The 14,088-nt window shown below is 47.1% G+C and carries 12 protein-coding genes; 4 read left to right on the forward strand and 8 right to left on the reverse strand.

The annotated features are described in order from the left end of the window. Positions 1 to 451: 451 nt before the first annotated feature. The 4 genes from glmM to cdaA form a co-directional block, all read right to left on the reverse strand. Entirely contained in the window at positions 452 to 1,801 is a 1,350-nt protein-coding gene (glmM, locus tag ACSNJE_RS13440; protein ID WP_052218802.1) for a phosphoglucosamine mutase, read from the reverse strand. Further along, the gene (locus ACSNJE_RS13445; RefSeq protein WP_495252859.1) at positions 1,794 to 3,407 is read right to left on the reverse strand and encodes an NAD(P)/FAD-dependent oxidoreductase; all 1,614 of its coding nucleotides are present in this window, start codon (positions 3,405 to 3,407) and stop codon (positions 1,794 to 1,796) included. The genes glmM and ACSNJE_RS13445 overlap by 8 nt, the downstream gene beginning before the upstream one ends. A 126-nt stretch (positions 3,408 to 3,533) precedes the next feature. Further along, entirely contained in the window at positions 3,534 to 4,463 is a 930-nt protein-coding gene (locus ACSNJE_RS13450) for a CdaR family protein (RefSeq protein ID WP_474774182.1), read from the reverse strand. Next, positions 4,460 to 5,269, reverse strand: a complete 810-nt coding sequence (cdaA, locus tag ACSNJE_RS13455; protein WP_052218819.1) for a diadenylate cyclase CdaA — start codon at positions 5,267 to 5,269, stop codon at positions 4,460 to 4,462. The genes ACSNJE_RS13450 and cdaA overlap by 4 nt, the downstream gene beginning before the upstream one ends. Before the next feature lie 244 nt (positions 5,270 to 5,513). Here cdaA and ACSNJE_RS13460 point away from each other — a divergent pair, with 244 nt between their 5' ends. From ACSNJE_RS13460 to ACSNJE_RS13470, 3 genes are read left to right on the forward strand one after another with little or no spacing between them, the layout of a single operon-like run. Further along, entirely contained in the window at positions 5,514 to 6,230 is a 717-nt protein-coding gene (locus tag ACSNJE_RS13460; protein ID WP_495252860.1) for a DUF881 domain-containing protein, read from the forward strand. Further along, entirely contained in the window at positions 6,230 to 6,613 is a 384-nt protein-coding gene (locus ACSNJE_RS13465) for a small basic family protein (protein WP_013119283.1), read from the forward strand. Before ACSNJE_RS13460 ends, ACSNJE_RS13465 begins: the two co-directional genes overlap by 1 nt. A 2-nt stretch (positions 6,614 to 6,615) precedes the next feature. Continuing rightward, positions 6,616 to 7,305: a DUF881 domain-containing protein gene (locus ACSNJE_RS13470; RefSeq protein ID WP_052218798.1), complete on the forward strand. Its 690-nt coding sequence runs from the start codon at positions 6,616 to 6,618 to the stop codon at positions 7,303 to 7,305. An 82-nt stretch (positions 7,306 to 7,387) separates the two neighbouring features. On the opposite strand, the gene ACSNJE_RS13475 is transcribed toward ACSNJE_RS13470, so the two are convergent. The 3 genes from ACSNJE_RS13475 to acs all read right to left on the reverse strand — a co-directional run bounded on the left by ACSNJE_RS13475 (position 7,388) and on the right by acs (position 12,871). Continuing rightward, positions 7,388 to 8,389 carry a lytic transglycosylase domain-containing protein gene (locus ACSNJE_RS13475; RefSeq protein WP_474774183.1) on the reverse strand — a complete coding sequence of 334 codons (1,002 nt, stop codon included), beginning with the start codon at positions 8,387 to 8,389 and terminating at the stop codon, positions 7,388 to 7,390. Between the two features lie 215 nt (positions 8,390 to 8,604). Beyond that, complete coding sequence (gene acsA, locus ACSNJE_RS13480) at positions 8,605 to 10,326, reverse strand: acetate--CoA ligase (protein WP_474774184.1); 1,722 nt, start codon at positions 10,324 to 10,326, stop codon at positions 8,605 to 8,607. Positions 10,327 to 10,945: 619 nt separating this feature from the next. Continuing rightward, positions 10,946 to 12,871: an acetate--CoA ligase gene (acs, locus tag ACSNJE_RS13485; protein WP_052218794.1), complete on the reverse strand. Its 1,926-nt coding sequence runs from the start codon at positions 12,869 to 12,871 to the stop codon at positions 10,946 to 10,948. 493 nt (positions 12,872 to 13,364) lie between these two features. Here acs and ACSNJE_RS13490 point away from each other — a divergent pair, with 493 nt between their 5' ends. Beyond that, complete coding sequence (locus tag ACSNJE_RS13490) at positions 13,365 to 13,715, forward strand: hypothetical protein (protein WP_013119278.1); 351 nt, start codon at positions 13,365 to 13,367, stop codon at positions 13,713 to 13,715. Between the two features lie 177 nt (positions 13,716 to 13,892). Here the strand turns inward: ACSNJE_RS13490 and ACSNJE_RS13495 are convergent, their stop codons facing one another. Further along, a complete protein-coding gene (locus ACSNJE_RS13495; protein ID WP_495252861.1) occupies positions 13,893 to 14,018 on the reverse strand; it encodes a hypothetical protein in 126 nt (41 codons plus the stop codon). Positions 14,019 to 14,088 lie beyond the last annotated feature (70 nt).

A 14,088-nucleotide genomic window follows, 5' to 3' on the forward strand; every position in this document is an offset into this window, starting at 1 on the left:
ACATTCACTCCCATGTTTTCAATCCGTAAATTCTACCTCATAACAACAAATCTTTTTCCACCCGGCAGCATTTGTCCCGCGCATCACTGCCCGGTTTTGGCTGCCTTTAACGGTCGTGTCAACCGAGGGGTACCCGCCGAATAACTCGATAAACCCCTTCCTCGTCAACTCAAACCGTCAGACCAAAACACCGGCTTGAGTTCAGGCGCTTTACCTCTATTCAATTGTCCGCCTGTAATGGTACCGCATCCCCCCTTTCCAAAGCTCCTTACCCCGTGGCGCCAAAGGCGCCAGGGGTCAATCGGAAGGTTTGCTCCGCAAACCTTCATTTGATTGCCAACTATCAACTGCCAACTGTCAACTGTTAACTATCAACTGCCAACTATCAACTGCCAACTGTCAACTGTTAACTGTCAACTGCCAACTGTCAACTGCCAACTGTCAACTATACCTACCCTGCCACCCGAGAAATCACGGCCGCTATATCATCAACCAGGTTCTGCAGCATCTCTTCCTCGGGGCCTTCTGCCATTACCCGAACCAGCGGTTCCGTCCCCGACGGCCGGACCAGGATACGGCCTTTACCGGCCAGCTTGGCTTCGCCGGACCTGATGGCAGCCAAAACCTCGGGATTCTCCATGGCCCCTTTCTTATCGGCCACCCTGACATTAACCAGCACCTGGGGAAACTTCTCCATCTGACCGGCCAGTACCCCCAGGGTCCTGCCGCATTCCTTCACTACCGCTACCAACTGTAGTCCCGTTAGGATCCCGTCACCGGTGGTATTGTGTTCCAGGTTAATAATATGGCCCGATTGCTCGCCGCCAAATACAGCGCCCGTTCTGAGCAGTTCCTCCATGACATAACGGTCGCCCACCCTGGTTTCCAGCACCTTTATACCGGCTTCCTTCAAACCAATGTGCAGACCAAGGTTACTCATTACCGTAACCACCACCGTATTCTGCGGCAGGCGGTTCTTCTCCTTCAGGTATTTACTGCAAATAAGCATCATATAATCGCCGTCTATAATGTTTCCCTTTTCATCCACAGCAATGACCCGGTCGGCGTCGCCGTCATGGGCCAGACCCAGATCCGCCTTTTCCAGCACTACTCTTTTACTCAGCTCCTCAGGGTGAGTGGAACCGCAATGGTAATTTATATTAATCCCGTCGGGGTGGTTAAAAATAGGTATGACTTCTGCCCCCAGTTCCCTGAAAATACGGGGAGAAACCCTGTAAGCAGCGCCGTTGGCGCAGTCAATAACCATTTTCAGTCCCCTTAAGTCCACAGGCACTCTTTTTTTAACAAAATTCACATACCGGTCTTCAGCATCATGAATGTCATAAACACGCCCTACTTCCGGACCAACAGGGGTAGGAATGTTGTCCAGGCCCGATTTGAGCAGTTCTTCAATACGGTCCTCCACTTCGTCAGGCAGTTTAAAGCCTGTAGCGGAAAAGAACTTGATACCGTTATCTTCCACGGGGTTGTGAGAAGCTGAAATGACTACCCCGGCAGCAGCCCCCAGGTCCCTGGTCAAAAATGCAATGGCTGGAGTAGGCATGATGCCGACCTTGAACACATCCACGCCTACAGAACAAATACCTGCAATCAAAGCGGCTTCCAGCATATCGCCCGATATCCTGGTATCTTTACCGATTACAATCTTCGGCTTTTCTTTCCCTTCACAATCCCTGGCCAACACAAAAGCGCCGGCCTTACCCAGCTCATATGCCAACTGCGGGGTGAGCTGCGCGTTAGCTACCCCCCGCACGCCATCGGTGCCGAAATATTCACCCATCAGTTTCCTCTCCCTTTCTATACTTCTTGATAATGGCTTCCGCTATCCGCAAGCCGTCAACAGCCGCGCTTATGATTCCCCCGGCATAACCGGCGCCCTCGCCGGCCGGATAAACACCGGCAATACCTACCGCATTATATTCCTCATCTCTAACGATGCGCACAGGGGCGGAAGTACGGGTTTCCACCCCTGTTAAAACAGCATCGGGGTAACCAAAGTTCCGAATTTTTTTATCAAAATCCTCTATAGCCATTTCCAGCATCTCCGAAACAAATTCCGGCAAACAGCCATGCAAATCTGCCGGCGTTATGCCCGGCCGGTAGCTGGCTAAATCCAAATCAACATTATCCGAAGCCCTACCCGCCAGGAAATCCTCCACCCTTTGGACAGGTGCGTTGTAGTTTTTGCCGCCCACCTGGAAAGCAAGCATTTCCCATTTTCTCTGAAACTGCACGCCGGCCAGCGGCCCTTTGGCCCCAAAATCATCGGGCAGGACCGAAACCGCTACGGCGCTGTTAGCAATCCCCGAGTTACGGGCAAAATAACTCATACCGTTAGTTACAACTGTATCCTTTTCCGAGGCAGCCGCCACTACCTGTCCACCCGGACACATGCAAAAAGTATAAGCTGCCCGGTCCAGTTCCTTGTTCTTATATACCAGTTGGTAATCAGCCGCTCCTAAACTGGGGTGGTTGGCATACTTCCCGTATTGAGCCTCATTGATCAATTGCTGTGGATGTTCAATGCGCACCCCCATGGCGAAAGCCTTTTGTTCCAGGTAAAACCCCTGCTCCACCAGCATCCGGTATGTATCACGGGCGCTGTGCCCGATAGCCAGGACAACTGCCCGGGCCGGAATCCGCTCCTTCCCGTTAACTTCCACCTCAGTGACAGCGCCGTGCTGGTGAAATATATTGGTCAATTTGGCCTGAAAACGTACCTGACCGCCCAGTTCTATGATGCGGTTTCTGATATTTTTCACTACGGCACGTAATTTATCGGTACCGATATGAGGCTTGCTCAGGTATAAAATTTCTTCCGGCGCCCCGGCAGCAACAAAAGTCTCAAAAACCCTGGTTACCCTGGGGTCGTTAATGCGGGTAGTCAGTTTGCCGTCGGAAAAGGTACCCGCTCCCCCTTCGCCAAACTGAACATTGCATTCGGGATCTAAAGCCCTGTTTTCCCAAAAGTCCAGTACTTTGGCCGTACGCGTCTCCACATCATATCCCCGTTCCAGTACCAGAGGTCGGTAGCCATACTCCGCCAGCAGAAGGGCGGCAAACAGCCCGGCCGGCCCGGTTCCGACAATAACGGGCCGGTACCCCAAAGGTATATTTCCCGGTACAAGCGGCGCATTTGGTTGTTCTGTCACGGGGGTAAGGCCGTGCTTTCCGGCAATCCTCCTGCCCGTCTTCTCAGGAAGCTCAATTTCAACGGAATAGACAAAATGAATATTATCTTTCTTCCTCGCGTCAACAGCTTTTTTTAAAACCTGGCAGTTTAATAATTCTTCCGGAGAAATCCTCAATTTCCGGCAAATTTTTTGGGGTAATAGGGAACTTTCTTCATCCAAACCCAGTCTGATATTATGTAGTCGGAAGCGCATACCTAACCCCCTCAGTACGTAGGGACAACAATTTATATATTATTAAACATTAGAATTATTATATCCCTGTGGTTTCGCCATGTCAATTACAGTCACTTTATATTACGCGGGGCAAGATGAAAAAGGTTACTGGTTCTCCGGCACAATCTTCACCAGAACCTTTACAGTGACGGCGCTGGCCTTTAATCCGGGCGGTAAAACTAAGGCCGCTTCCTGGTAAATATCAGCATTGGCCCCGGCAATATTTAAAGGAGCAGTACTGACTTGATCAATGGACCTGACCAGGTCTGCACGTCCAAAAACACTTACTGTGGCAAGCTCAGGTACAATATTGGACACGATATATCCCGGCGCCGGCTGACCTTCCAGGACAGGTTTTACGGGCACTACCCTGCTGGGCATGTCCAACACCACCGGCACAAATACTTCTACTCTGGAAGGTAAAATACTGACCAGGTTGCTATCCAGAACATTGCCGTTTTTATCAACGGCCTGGACGGGCATCTTGCCGTGGAACCCGTCCTTCGAACCGGTAAAATTAACCTGTACAATGGCTGATTCCACCTTGTTGAGCAAGCTCCCCGGCCCTTTTATGATAACCCTTACAGGGTCAAAAACAGGGTCCAGCAGCCGGTAACCTCTGGCCGGTTTTCCCGTTTGCTTCAGTCTAATGGGAACCTGCTTTTCAAAAACTTTTTCCAATCGTACAGTGACTTCTGGGGGGGAGATATCGACCACTGTGACCCCTTCCGGCACGGCGACCCGTACAGGCAAACTTACTTCGCCCGTTTTGGCATTGGATAAATCTATGTAGGCTTCTACCGCTCTGATGCCTACCTGCTGAACCTTCTCCCGCGGCCCCTGGATACGCAAATCCACAGCGCGGGGCATTTCCAATATAGCGACATTGGCGCTAAGACCTCTTGTTTCCAGCGGCACACGGTTTAGTATTTGTTCAGTGGTAGGGTTTATTTCGTTAGAAACATATATCCATAATATAACGGCAAGTAAAAGAGAGACAATTTGACTCCAGTATTTGCCTTTGACGCGGCTCAATCTTCCGACCTCCTGTTCCAAAAGGCCATTTGCCTGTTATTCTTAACGACCAGTAAATCAAGCAGTTTTTCCTTTGTGGCAGCACCGCCAAGATTTCTGGTTAGTTTCCCTTCCACAGCGATAGACACAATACCTGTTTCCTCAGAAACCACAATAGCCACGGCATCCGATTGTTCAGAAATGCCCAGGGCGGCCCGGTGCCTGGTTCCCAGTTCTTTACTGACGTAGGGGTTTTCCGTTAACGGCAAAAAGCAGCCTGCCGCTACCAGACGTTCTCCTCTTATAATAGCGGCGCCGTCGTGCAGAGGGGTTTTGGGAACGAACAAGTTCACCAGAAATTCAGCCGAAACCAAACCGTCAATTTTAATGCCTGTTTCTATGTAATCCTTTATACCGGTTTTCCTTTCAATTACTATTAATGCCCCGATTTTATCCCGGACAAGCATCTCAATACCGCGGACCAGCTCATTTACCAGGCGTTCCGCTTCTTCTTCACCCAAAAAATCAAGGGGCCTGGCAAAAAACTTTCCGCGGCCCAGTTGTTCCAGGGCTCTCCGTAATTCGGGCTGAAAAACAATAGGAATTGCTACCACGACCATGGTCTTGATATTTTTCAGTATCCAGTTAATCGTATAAAGTTTTAACCAATCAGTCACAGTGGTGGCCACAAGCAGCACCACCAAACCTTTGATTAGTTGTACTGCCCGCGTACCTCTGATAAGCTGCGTCAGTTTATAAATTAAAAGTGCTACCACCAGGATGTCCAAAATATTAATTATTGTTATGTCCGGCAGCTTCACCAACATTTTTTCACCTGCTTTCAGGAAACTAAAACAGCCTCCGGTGAATAAATATATTATGTGTCTAACCACTTCGACATAACCGGACTGATAACCTCTTTGCTCTCGTTTTTTCTGATTAATGTTCTTTTCACCGCAAAACAAAATTTCCCGGATATTCAAAAAGGAAAAAAGGCTGATATAATAGAAGTATGATGTTTAATCCGGTCACAAATTTCATACAACCCTCCGCGGAAAGGAAGATCTCCCCTTGAAAATAGAGAAGTGGCACGTCCTGCTGTCGTTGGTCTGCTTAATCACCGGGCTTTTAATCGCATTATATTATAAATCCAGCGAGATTCGTTTTAACCCCATAGCTCAAAAAAATCAAAACCTGGTGGCCATGATCAGGACCCAGGAAAAAAAGAACCGGGAACTAGAGGCAGAAATAACTAAGATCAGGAAAGACCTGGACAAATACCAGCAAGCCATCGCCTCAGGTCAAGGTTCTCTTGGCCGTATGCAAGAAAACCTGGCAGATCTGAAATTTCGGGCAGGGTTAGTTAAGGTATCCGGTCCCGGTATTAAAATAACTCTGAATGACCAGGAACAGGCCCGGACGGCCAAAGACCCCGAATATTATATGATTCATTACTCCAACATACTGTATATTGTAAATGACTTACGCTCTGCCGGTGCCGAAGCTATAGCCGTTAACGGCATAAGGGTTGTTACAAATTCTGATATCCGCTGCGCCGGAAGCATCATCCTTGTCAACACCCGGCGTCTTGCGCCGCCATATGTCATAACAGCCATAGGGGACCCCGAACAATTAGAAATGTATGTCCGTTCAGGAGAATATTATACCCTCGAAATGGCGAAATTCCCTGTGTCCCTAGAAAAATTAAACAAGGTTGTAATTCCGCCTTATAAAGGAAGCTATACTTTTAATTATGCCAACGCCCTTCCGAAAGTAGGTGGTAATTAATGTGGGCATTGATATCCATTTTAGGACTTATTGGTGGACTTATAATCGGACAGTTTTTTACTTTCACCGTTCCACCTGCTTATGCCACCTATCTTTCCATCGGCATTCTGGCTTCCCTGGATTCCACCCTGGGTGGTATCAGGGGGGTACTGGAAGATAAATTTGACGGCGTCATATTAATTTCCGGCTTTTTCATCAATGGCCTGGCTTCAGCGGCTTTAGTGTTTTTCGGTGATTATATCGGAGTAAACCTGTACTATGTAGCCATATTTGTTTTTGGCATCCGCATATTTCAAAACCTGGCCATTACACGGAGGTTAATTATTGCCAGACTGAAAAGCCAGAAAAGGCAGCGCTCCAAGCCCTTTTCCAAAGAGGTGTAACTATGTTTAGAAAATGGCAGTTTGCCTTGACCTTTACCTTTGTATTGCTCGGTATCCTTCTCTCGTTCCAGTTTCGCACTCAGCAAGCATTACTTAACGACTTAAGTTCCCAGAGTACCGAAACTCTAACTGCCATGGCAAAAAACTTAAACCAGAAACACTATCAACTGATCAGGGAAGTTTGGGATTTGAGAACCCAGCAAAAGAGACTGGAATCCAGTGTTTCTGAGGAAAAAACCCTGGCTGAAACCATGCAGATAGAAATTGACAAATTAAATATAGCCAATGGTCTTTCCCCCGTAGAAGGGCCCGGTATAATATTGATAATTCCCGAAAATAACTCGGACGCCTTTTTCTACCAAAACATGATTGATATAATCAACGAACTCTGGAATGCCGGAGCCGAGGCTGTGGCTGTAAACGGCATCAGGGTCACCAATCATACATCCATTTTACCGGCCGATGAATTTTCCGGCATCCTGGTCAACGGAACAAAGATCACTTATCCTTATGAGGTATCCGCTATCGGCGAACCAAGCACCCTGAACAACGGCATTTCCATTCCCCAGGGGATTGTAGAAAACCTGCGCAACTTCTATAAAATCCCCCTGGAAATAAAACAGGTGGAAAGAATGGAACTGCCAGCCGCCAAACCTATTAACTTCAAATATGCAAAACCCGTAAAAGAGTGACTTTCAAACTATAAGGGACTGCCTCATAATGAACTGCACCCCATGTTTCGATACAGGGCGCAATTCATTTAAGGTAGTCCCTCTACTGTTTTTGCGCGTTGACCTCCATTGTGCTGAATTTTTGCTTGTACTTAAGTATTAACCGGGGTACGTTGCGGACATAGTTCTGTGTTTCAGATATATAAAGATAGTTGCCGTTGATAACGTTACCGGGTCCCGCATTATAAGCAGCCAGCGCCTGCTCCAGGTTGCCGAACTGGGCCAACAGACGGGCCAGATACCTGGTTCCGCCGTCTATATTCTCCTTCGCATTGTAAGGATTCACACCTAACCAGCGGGCAGTGGAGGGCATTAACTGCATCAGCCCTATTGCGCCGGCATGGCTTACTGCCTGGGGGTCACCTCCTGACTCCTGCTCCATTACGGCTGCAATTATTTCAGGGGCTACTCCGTATTTTCTGGAAGCCTTTTCTATCTCATCGGCCCAACGCAGGATCCGGTCAGTCCGGTCATAAGGAACAATTCTGTCGTTTTCAACAATCATGGGTTTATTATCAATGGTCACTATCCTCACCATCAACGCCTCTCCAAAGGCTTTACCTGCATCAATCAGATTGTCTTTGAGAATATCCCAAGTATCTTCTACATGCCGGGTATCAGGTTGCCCACGCAAAAAATCGCCTTCAATTTTCCTGGAGACCGGCATACTATCCACTGCACTGACCAGTTTTCCTTCCGCCACATCGCCAAAACCCAGGCTTTTTTTGATCAACAGCACTGAGTTTTTTAAATTAGTCCGTACCACCGTTAATTTTTCCCTTTTGTAAACAATAGTTGTCTTTTCATCAAACTTGGCCTTTGGCGGCAGTTCCGAAAAAGGCGGTTCAACCCCGGCCAAGAAGGTTATAACCTTATTGCCAAAAGGTTCATAGTAAATCATCATAAAAAAACACAAAAGCAGCAGCAGCCACACTGTTCTGACATCTAAAAACCACATCAGTTTATGTTTCCAGTTAATTTTCAATACCCTCACCCTTTCATATAAAGAAAGAGCCGGTAAATTTAAAGCCCGTGTAAATTCCATTAGCCCGTATAACTTCCAATTCGCCGGTTCTTACGGAAATCCTTCCGGTACAATATGTAAAACCCCGGCGCTAAAGCACAAACCGGGGCATCAAAACGAAAACCCGGAATCAAAACAAAATCCGGGCTCTAAAGAGCTTTTTAACATTGGAGGGAGTGTGATAAAAAGGAAAACCCCGATACAGGGCACCGTATCGGGGTTTGTGGTTAACGTGATTAGTCTTCCATAGTGGAGAGGTCGCCTACAGGTAGACCTAACTCCCAAGCCTTCAGCACCCGGCGCATAATCTTGCCGGAACGTGTTTTCGGCAGTTTATCCTTAACTTCGAATTCACGCGGTGCGGCATGAGCAGCTAATCCCTTCTTAACAAAGTCTCTTACTTCCTTAGCCAATTCCTCCGTCCATTCATAACCTTCGTTTAATGCGATAAAGGCCTTGATAATTTCGCCACGAACGGGGTCCGGTTTACCGATTACACCGGCTTCGGCAATAGCCGGGTGCTCAATGAGTTTGGACTCTACTTCGAAGGGACCTACCCGCTCACCGGCAGTGTTGATAACATCATCAACACGTCCCTGGAAGAAGAAATAGCCGTCTTCATCCATGTATGCGGAGTCACCGGAAATATACCAGGGGTCATGCTTGAAATATTCGTTAAATTTTTCAGGATTCTTCCATACAGCACGCATCTGGGCAGGCCAGCCTTTCTTAATGGCCAGGTTACCCATCTGCAGCGGCGGCAGAACATTGCCGTTGTCATCCACGATAGCTGCCTCAACACCGGGAACCGGTTTACCCATGGAACCAAGTTTAATTTCCATGCAGGGATAGTTGCAAATCATTTGCATACCGGTTTCAGTCATGAACCAAGTATCGTGTACACGAACATTCAAGGTTTTCATAAACCAGCGGATAACTTCCGGGTTCAGCGGTTCGCCTACAGACATAATGTGACGCAGACTGGACAAGTCGTATTGCTTAATCTTTTCTTCACCTTCAGCCATTAACAGCCGGAAGGCAGTCGGAGCGCTGTACCAAACAGTTACTTTATATTTTTCCAGGGTTTGATACCATTCATCAGCATTGAAACGTCCGCCCCTAAGGATAGTAGAGCATCCGTTAAGCCACGGAGCAAGCATGCCGTAAACAACACCGGTTACCCAACCCGGGTCTGCTGTACACCAGTACATATCTCCTTCTTGGAGATCGCCCACATACTTGCCCGTAGTGTAATATCCAAGCATGTCATTATGTACGTGGATAATACCCTTGGGCTTGCCGGTGGAACCGGAAGTATACAAGAGGAATAACGGGGTTTCACGATCAACCCATTCTATTTCTGCTTCATCGGATGCCTGCGCCATTTCAGCATCCCAGTCAATTTCCCGCTCGCCGAGGTCGCCATTAGCACCTACAACGAAAATGTGTTTCAAGTTGGGCAGCTCATCTTTCAAAATGCGGCCTTTTAATTCGGGAGTAGTTACTATGGCAACAGCTTCACTGTCGGACAGCCGGTCTTTTAATGCAGCTTCCATGAATGCTTCGAACAACGGACCGGCAATAGCTCCAACCTTAACGATACCCAAGAAGCTGAAGTACAATTTCGGGCTGCGCGGCATGAAGATAAATACTCTGTCGCCTTTCCCGATACCATACTTCCGTAAGACATTGGCGAATTTATTGGAGTAAGCCTTCATATCAGCAAAGGTGTATTTTTCTTCGGTTTTACTGTCGCAATAATATAAGGCAACCATATCACCTTTGCCTTTTTCATCTACCATTCTGTCTACAGCCTCGTACGCCAAATTAACTTTACCGGTGGTAGACCAACTGAATACCTTCTCTATATCTTCCCACTTAAAGTTTTTACAGGTTTCTTCATAGTTCTCCATGTTGTGTTTTCCCGGCGATGGCGCCAAAACTTCCAAATTCTCCATTAAAATAACCTCCCCCATATCTCACAAACTAACGAACAAATTAGACTTTTCTGAAAATTATCAGTGGGTAAAAAATAATGGTCTTTTTTACAGGCGCAGGGTTCTACCCCATCTATTCCCCTATAGACATCACCTCAAATCTTGAATATTACGTTTTCGCAACCTTCCTACTTGTCTTAATTTTAAAACAAGTGTCCAAAAAAGTCAGCATCTTTCCGGTGAACGGTCATATTCAGCAGGCCAACGGTCAATTTTTATCCCCGAATGGTCAAAATTTGGCGACGAACGGTCAATAAGTTTATCCCGGTTGGAAAATTGGTTGGCTTAAATGGTCTGCATTCACAGCAAACGGTTGTCACAAAAAATGAAACAGAAATTTTTATGTAAACTTCATTGTAGATGTGTTTAATTATACCTCAGAAGTATATCCTTTGTCTACTGACAAATCCTATCTGATACTGCCAATATCCAGTCTAAAGTCAGTCTGCCTAATAAGTTGGCAAATTCTGGCGAAAGAAAAAAGGGGGAACGAAATTCCTGATTAGATAAATTTCGTTCCCAAGCATTGAGGGAAGTCTTTAGTTTATTGCAACCAATTTTTCACCGGTCGGGTAACCTATTAGTCTTCTTTTCCGGCATATTTGGCGGCAATTTCCTGCATCGCACCCGGGTCAGCCAGCGTAGTAACATCGCCAATAGCCCGTCCTTCAGCAATATCCCTCAGGAGGCGGCGCATAATTTTTCCGGAACGTGTCTTCGGCAAGCTGGAAGTAAAGATAATGTCATCAGGCTTAGCAATAGGACCGATCTTCACACCAACATGCTTTTTCAGTTTCTCAATAAGTTCCGGAGACCCTTCGAAACCGTCTTTCAGGATAACAAAGGCACATACAGACTCGCCTTTAACCTCGTGCTTTTTGCCCACTACAGCAGCTTCCGCTACTTCTTCGCATTCAACAAGAGCGCTCTCAACTTCCGCTGTTCCGAGCCGGTGTCCCGATACGTTAAGGACGTCGTCGACGCGGCCCGTTACCCAAATATAGCCCATTTCATCCCGCTTGGCGCCGTCGCCGGCAAAGTAAAAGTCACCAAACTTCTTCCAGTACTGGTCAATATACCTGTTGTCATCACCATAAACAGTTCTCAACATGGACGGCCAGGGGGACTTGACAACCAGATAGCCCTCATTTACAGAATTCTTGTTTTCGTCAACTATATCAACTTCGATACCGGGGAACGGTACGGTAGCGGTGCCCGGCTTCAGCGGAGTAACTCCCGGCAACGGGGTAACCATGTGCGCCCCCGTTTCTGTCTGCCACCAGGTATCCATAATTGGCGCTTCGCCGTGGCCAATGTTCTCACGGTACCACATCCAGGCCTCCGGGTTAATAGGCTCGCCAACGGAACCCAGAATCTTGATGGCAGACAGGTCATGCTTCTTAACATATTCGGTACCCCACTTCATCCAGGTACGGATGGCGGTGGGTGCAGTATAAAACTTGGTAACGCCGTATCTTTCGGCCATATCCCACATCCTGTCCTTATCAGGATAATCAATAGTACCGTCATACATAAATACGGTTGTACCAAGTGCCAGCGGACCGTAGACTACATAACTGTGGCCGGTAATCCAACCGATATCCGCCGTACACCAGTATACATCGTCTTCCTTGATATCAAAGACGTATTTAAGAGTAGCCTGGGTTTGTACCAGGTAGCCGCCGCTGGTATGCACAACACCCTTGGGTTTTCCCGTTGTACCGGAAGTATAAAGGATGAAAAGCATATCTTCAGCATCCATTACCTCCGGTTCATAGTAGTTGGCAGCGGTAGCCATCAGTTCATGATACCACAAGTCACGGCCTTCTTTCATAACGACTTCGTTTTCGGCGTTCTTGACAACGATACATTTTTCGATAGTAGGTGTATCTTCCATGGCCTTGTCAGCGTTGTCTTTCAGCGGGAAAGGCTTACCGCGGCGGAAGTTACCGTCGGAAGTAATCAGTACTTTCGCCCCGCAGTCATTAATCCGGTCGCGCAGGGATTCCGGGCTGAAACCACCAAACACCAGCGAATGCGGCGCACCTATCCTTGCGCAAGCCAACATAGCAACGGTAGCTTCCGGGATCATAGGCATGTACAAAGCAACCCTGTCACCTTTCTTTACACCAAGGCCGGCCAATACATTTGCAAATTTGTTTACTTCACGATACAACATACCATAAGTAAGGCATACCTTTTTGCCGATCTCACTTTCGTATAAAATAGCAGCCTTATTGCGACGATTTGATTTGGCATGGCGGTCCACACAGTTATAAGAAACATTCAGTTTGCCGTTGACAAACCACTTGTAGAAAGGCGGATTACTGTCATCAAGAATCTTATCATAAGGCTGGAACCAGGTAACCAATTCCTTGGCATGGGCATCCCAGAATCCAAGCCGGTCTTTTTTCGCCCATTCATAAATATCGGCTTTCGCATTAGCATTCTCGGCAATTTCAGCCGGCGGGTTAAAAACACGGTTTTCTAAAGCGGTGTTATCCATTGACTTACCTCCTTAATCTTTTTATAATTCTGAATTTTATGTAACCAAATAAAGAAATAAAGTGGTTGTACCTTGTACAACAGCCTAATCTCCCTCTATCCCCCCTCACTGTATTTCGGCAAATATCTTTCTTGGTGTCTAAATTGTAAAACAATTGCGAATCTAAAGTCAGCACTTTGCCGGCGAATGGTCGAAATATGCTCTTTAACGGTTGTGCCAATAGATTAAGACAGTTTTTAACCATTCGCCGGCCATTCGGCGGCCATTCGCCGATGCAAAATAGATCTTTTATCGATATCAATCAGATGTCTGTCGGACAATAATTTCCATGGGTTCATCATAATTCCACCTTCTTGGTTGCTTTATTAATGACACCCTTAGCTACCGGATAAATCACCTGAAAATCTTTAAAAAGCAAAAATTTGCGGTTAAGGCGTATAATTCATCGCTAAACAGGTTAGCATTTACTTTAAAGCACAAAAGGAGGAAAAACATGGCAGAGTTCAAGGAACCTTGGGAAATGCTGTCCGACAAAAAAATATGGGCTATGTTAGGAGACCCTGACCATAAAATAAGCGAAGACTATGTCCGCCTGCTGTTTATAGAACTTTTCAGCCGAGTGAAAAACCTCGAAATAGAAAATCATGCCATGAAGGTCATTTTGCTGGAAACAGGGCTGGTATCTGAAGAAACCTATGAAATGGTCCGCAGGGCCGTCAAAGATTTCTTTAAAGAATATGATGCCCAAAAGGAAAAGGAAGTGGAATTTTACGAGAAATCAGGTATTTCTTTTGTCGATTGGGTCAACTTCACCCTAAAAGGCACTTTCCAAGCGCCCGGCTAAAATCGATAAACCCGTGTCCGGTAACTGTCTACTGTATCGGTAAAACATTCGCTGCCCCTAGCCGCTTGGACTGCAACAACCGTTATTGTGAGGCTACAGGTGTTGCCGCTATAACGGTGCAACATCTGTTGCTCCGGGGCTACAGGCAGAGCCGCTGTAAACTCCGCTCGGTTGAAATCACTGAACCCGGCCGAATCGCCGTCCTGGGCTCAATGGCCGGGTTTCCGGCGTCCGTGCCGGAAACAGTGATTTCAAGCCCTCACTGTCGTTAACACTGTCTATCTGCCCTCCGCCAGGTCGCAACTTATTGTTTCACCGGGGCGGCCTCTTTCTCACCCTTACCCAGGGAAGGGTAGGCAGGGTTCTCCGCCTA

Source organism: Thermincola sp. GK-1 (assembly GCF_059412445.1).

What these genes read in the sequence shown, in the direction of transcription:
- acs (WP_052218794.1), bottom strand. Translation starts at nt 12,871, where the DNA reads ATGGATAACACCGCTTTAGAAAACCGTGTTTTTAACCCGCCGGCTGAA.
- acsA (WP_474774184.1), bottom strand. Translation starts at nt 10,326, where the DNA reads ATGGAGAATTTGGAAGTTTTGGCGCCATCGCCGGGAAAACACAACATG.
- glmM (WP_052218802.1), bottom strand. Translation starts at nt 1,801, where the DNA reads ATGGGTGAATATTTCGGCACCGATGGCGTGCGGGGGGTAGCTAACGCG.
- ACSNJE_RS13490 (WP_013119278.1), top strand. Translation starts at nt 13,365, where the DNA reads ATGGCAGAGTTCAAGGAACCTTGGGAAATGCTGTCCGACAAAAAAATA.
- ACSNJE_RS13445 (WP_495252859.1), bottom strand. Translation starts at nt 3,407, where the DNA reads ATGCGCTTCCGACTACATAATATCAGACTGGGTTTGGATGAAGAAAGT.
- ACSNJE_RS13475 (WP_474774183.1), bottom strand. Translation starts at nt 8,389, where the DNA reads ATGGAATTTACACGGGCTTTAAATTTACCGGCTCTTTCTTTATATGAA.
- cdaA (WP_052218819.1), bottom strand. Translation starts at nt 5,269, where the DNA reads ATGTTGGTGAAGCTGCCGGACATAACAATAATTAATATTTTGGACATC.
- ACSNJE_RS13470 (WP_052218798.1), top strand. Translation starts at nt 6,616, where the DNA reads ATGTTTAGAAAATGGCAGTTTGCCTTGACCTTTACCTTTGTATTGCTC.
- ACSNJE_RS13465 (WP_013119283.1), top strand. Translation starts at nt 6,230, where the DNA reads ATGTGGGCATTGATATCCATTTTAGGACTTATTGGTGGACTTATAATC.